This is a genomic window from Actinospica durhamensis (assembly GCF_018139695.1).
GTDB classification, from domain to species: domain Bacteria; phylum Actinomycetota; class Actinomycetes; order Streptomycetales; family Catenulisporaceae; genus Actinospica; species Actinospica durhamensis.
This window is the reverse complement of record NZ_JAGSOG010000443.1, coordinates 1-4,099: the sequence shown is the minus strand read 5'-3', so window position 1 is coordinate 4,099 and position 4,099 is coordinate 1. Positions and strand designations below refer to the sequence as shown.

The window sequence follows — 4,099 nt, the reverse complement described above, 5'->3', positions numbered from 1 at the left end:
CCCACGAGCTCGGAGGCCATGATCCACCTCGCGATGATCGACAACGTCAGCAAGCGCATAACGGACGAGAGCACACCAACCTGGAGAGGGACATACTAGGGTGAAAAACACCTATCGAACGCCCTCTTAGAGCTGGGTGCCGGCGTGGTCATCTGGTAGTTGCGAATCCGTGCGGTCCTCGCGGCACGCCGTGGGCCGGGAACACGCTCGCCCTTGCGCGCCCGGCCTCAACGAGTGCAGCGGCGATGCGCTCCACGGCGTGGCGGATGACCGGGCCGGCCGGGGTGGTGGCGACGAACAGCCCGGAGAGGAATGCGATCAGGGCGTGGCCGAGGTGGTGCCCAGCCCAGCGGACGGTAACGACGGTGGCGAGGGTGAGCAGCACGGCGAGGGAGATGTCGATGTTCAATGCGCCTCTTCTCGATTTAGGGCCATAGCTTGATTTCAGAGGTCTTGTGAGCAAAGATCGCGGCCATGGCGAGGACGAAGCAGCGGGTGAACGTGCCGGCGAAGGGCCGGGCGGCGACACCACGCCGCGTCTATCAGCCGCCCTCACGGATGCGTGACCGAATTCGTATTCGCTATCGCGGCTCCGGCCAGTGGCTTGTCGCGGGTGTCGCGTTTGCCGTCGGAGTGGGTTTGCTCGTGTGGTGCGCGACCGCGATCGATCGCGACTTCGAATTGCGAAGCCATGGCGTCCAGGCGTTGGCAACGGTCGACGCAGTCTCACGACAGGGCAAAAACTTCAGTTACACCGTCGAGTTCACGCTCGCCGACGGTTCGCTGCAGACGGCATCGACGACGGAGTTGTCCGGCGCGGCCGTGGGGGACACAGCGACGGTGGTCTACTTGCCGAGCGATCCGAGCGACATCGCGACGCCGGTGGCGATCTCGCGGTGGTGGGTCAGCTTGATTGCAGTACCGATCGCTGTACTCCCCTTCTGGTTCGCTTGGCTGACTTGGCGGATGGATTCCGCGAGGTTCTGGTGGGTGGTCCGGAGTAGCCGCCGCTGAGTGAGTTCTACGGGCGCCGGAGAGATCGGCTAACGCGGGCGGTGCCTGCGCCGCTCGCGCTTGAGGGCCCGGCGTGTCTCGCGCCGGGCGGCTCGCTTGGCGTCGCGGACGGTCGGGACGGGAAGGCGGGCGCGGCGTCCTCGGCGGGCGAGGGCGGCGCCGCTGCCGTAGAGCACGGGGTAGATCGCCATGCCGAGCGCGACGGTGCGGGCATCAGGGGTCGATCCGGTCTCCGATCGATATCGGGTGTAGCTCGGATCGAGTAACGCCTGCTGGCCTTGGACGCAGTGAGGCCAGACCAGATCGGTGGTTGCAGGACCCGCGTGATGGACGAATCACGACTCGCTCAGCCCGATTTACAGCCAGGCCGCACATCGTCGGCCGCTCCCGTCCACGGACATGAGCGGTCGACGGCCACATCCGCCGGGTGGCCACAGCGGACGCCCTGCGACGCCGTCGGCCGCGACACGGCCTAACCAACACCCGGCCACATTCGGCCCCTACAATGCACCAGTCCCGCTCCCTCGACTCGGGCCCACCACCGGCCGTCAGATTGGCGTCACCATGGACATCGCGGTCTCCTACACGCTGGAAGGCGCGCAAGCCTCCGCAGCCGCCAACAGCGTGCGCAAGTACGAACTCTTTCGTGGCACAGTCGGAGTCGTCGCGTGCCTCGTCGGCTTCGCCGCGGTCAACTTTCTCGACGGCGACCCCGCAGTCACGACGGCCCTCAATATCGTGTTGGCCGTCACTCTGGTCGTCCTCGTCGTTTTCGCCATCAGTTGGCTACGCATCGCCGCCCGCGTCCGAATGACGGCTCCCAAATCCACCCGGCCGACCACTGTCTCAATCACCGACGGAGGCCTGACCGTCGCTCGTACCGGCATCGTCGCGGCCAAGATCACGTGGCAGGACGTCGCCCACTGCACCAGCGCGGGCGACATCTGGATATTCGCCCTGAAGGGTGGCGAAGATGCCGTGCTCATCCCACAGCAACAACTCGCGCCCGCCGACCGCGAACAGGTCGGCGCCTTTCTCGGCACTTGGGGCAAGCGCCGCTACCGCTTCAGCCCCTGGTAGCCAAGAGTCGGGCGTAGCTCGGGCCGAGTGACGCCTTCTGGCCGGAAGACAGTGATGATCAGGCCAGGCCAACGATTGGGGGGAGGCGCCCAGCGGACGAACGCTGGCTCACTCGGCCCGGGCCACACCCATCGATCTTCGGCTCGAAGCGGCACGGCTGTCCCGGGCCGAGGATCCGGGACAGCCTCGCGGGGTGGTTTGTGTGTTCAGAGCTGGAGTTAGCTCGGACTGAGCGGGTTAGGTTCGTGACTCGGGCACCTAACCCGCCCGGGAACAGCCCTGATCAGCGGAAAGTTAGGAAGTTTGGCCGCCTCGCAGGGCGCCGGGAAGCCTTCCAGACCCCGAAAATCGGGAGTCCGGGGGTTCCAGCGGACGTCGAAGGTGCTCGGCAAAGCGGTTCTCCTCAGGCTGTGGACAGCGAAAAGGGCGCCCGCCGATCCCGCGGGCGCCCTGGGTGTGGGCAGTTCAGGTTCTGCGATGCGGGAGAACAGTCGATTGGGCGGAGTTCGAGATCCCTGTGGCCAGCCCCGTTCCACCCGCTCAGCAGCGCGTAGAGTCCTTATACGTGGCGGACGGACAGCGCAGCCCGTGACGACCTCGGCCGACTGCGCGATGGGCGGTGTTCATTGGTTTCCCCAGCCGATGACCTGGCTACATTTTTCACTGCTGAGCTCGGCGACGGGCATCCCTCCACGGTCACGGCCAACCCGCGTTCGCCTTCCGCGTGCGCCATCGCGCGAGGCGAGACTGCGGTTGGCGCTCTCAGGACCACCCATGGGCTCCATCTGGACTTCTTCAAGGGCAAGCTCATCTGGGCGCACGGACACACGGAGGATGCCACTTCTGCCGTGCGGGCCTGCGTTTGTTGGCTGGACGAGAGCGGCTTGCGAGAGCTTGGGGCCATGCACCCGTTTGTCCGTTTTGGTGAGCTACAGCTCGCCTGCGAGCAGGGCACGGCGTTGGAGACAAAGTGGCAAATGCTGCTGCGCAACAGGTCTGGCATGTACGGAGAGCTCGTCGAGCTTGCCCATAGGGATCCAGTCCTCAGCAAGCTGTTTCCACACTCTGGGCACACGTTCGTCCTGCTCGCGGACGAATTCAGCTCACAAGCGGCGGCCACCCCGGTCTTCTTTGTAACTGACGGGCTCTACAGGATCTACCGCCGTAGAAATGACGCGAGCAGGGAGCGGGACACAGCCGATGAAGTAGAGCAAGAGGTGGAGTTCGAGGGCGACGCCCGCGCGACCATTGAGTACCTCTCTCGACAGCTCGGTCCGAACCGGGCTAGTGATACTCATAGTTGAATATTAGGTTGCACATTAATGGCCTGCGCTTCTGACAACACATCGGGAGGGCGCCCCTAGAATCGGCGGGCCTGGGGCTGGGTGGGTTGAACTGCAAGGCGGCGGCGGAGCAGTCGTTGGAGAGCGACCGGGGGCCGAGCGGCACAGGCGGATCATGCCGCCGGGAAGGCGGACCGGCTTGGGGCCCTTGCCGGTGGCAAACCAGCGGTAGGAGGTCGCGCGGGAGCCCGCATATGCAGCGACCCCGTCCGAATGCAACTGGAGCATGCTTCCCTTCATGGCCCGCTCGAAGAGCACCCTTTGCTGCTCACGGGCGTTATTGAGGAACTGATGCGGGATTACGCGCTCGGAGTTGCGGCTGATTCACACGATGGTGCCGGCGTGTTCCTCGGGCGACTCGACGGATTTCGTACGGGCGTTCGTGTTGGATGCCCACTGCCGTGTTGGATGCCCACTGCCGTGTCGGATGCCCACTGCGTCAGGGCAGGGATGCAATGCGGCGGCCTCGGGCCCCCGGCCCGTGGGGTGCTGGCTTCGATTCCCGTCGTCCGCTCCGCAGACCCTCGCGTAGAGGGAGAATCCGCCAACGATTTGGTGCTGCTCAGGTTGGGTGGCGTGACCGAGCGTGTTCGTGCTCGTGCATGTGGGGCGCGGCTGTCATGAGTGTAGATCGTCTGTCACCGGGCGACTGCGAGGTTCGT

General features: G+C 65.3%; 5 protein-coding genes and 1 pseudogene. 4 read left to right on the top strand and 2 right to left on the bottom strand.

Annotated elements, in window-relative coordinates:
- Positions 1-99: pseudogene (locus KDL01_RS39490) on the top strand (IS5/IS1182 family transposase); the annotation flags it as partial.
- Positions 100-148: 49 nt separating this feature from the next.
- Here KDL01_RS39490 and KDL01_RS39485 read toward each other — a convergent pair.
- Positions 149-409, bottom strand: a complete 261-nt coding sequence (locus KDL01_RS39485; protein ID WP_212533850.1) for a hypothetical protein — start codon at positions 407-409, stop codon at positions 149-151.
- Between the two features lie 65 nt (positions 410-474).
- Here KDL01_RS39485 and KDL01_RS39480 point away from each other — a divergent pair, with 65 nt between their 5' ends.
- Positions 475-1,014, top strand: a complete 540-nt coding sequence (locus KDL01_RS39480; RefSeq protein WP_212533849.1) for a DUF3592 domain-containing protein — start codon at positions 475-477, stop codon at positions 1,012-1,014.
- Positions 1,015-1,043: 29 nt separating this feature from the next.
- On the opposite strand, the gene KDL01_RS39475 is transcribed toward KDL01_RS39480, so the two are convergent.
- Positions 1,044-1,205 carry a hypothetical protein gene (locus KDL01_RS39475; RefSeq protein WP_212533848.1) on the bottom strand — a complete coding sequence of 54 codons (162 nt, stop codon included), beginning with the start codon at positions 1,203-1,205 and terminating at the stop codon, positions 1,044-1,046.
- A 373-nt stretch (positions 1,206-1,578) separates the two neighbouring features.
- Between KDL01_RS39475 and KDL01_RS39470 the strand changes: the two genes are divergently transcribed.
- Positions 1,579-2,094: a hypothetical protein gene (locus tag KDL01_RS39470; protein ID WP_212533847.1), complete on the top strand. Its 516-nt coding sequence runs from the start codon at positions 1,579-1,581 to the stop codon at positions 2,092-2,094.
- A 977-nt stretch (positions 2,095-3,071) separates the two neighbouring features.
- Entirely contained in the window at positions 3,072-3,398 is a 327-nt protein-coding gene (locus KDL01_RS39465) for a hypothetical protein (RefSeq protein ID WP_212533846.1), read from the top strand.
- Positions 3,399-4,099 lie beyond the last annotated feature (701 nt).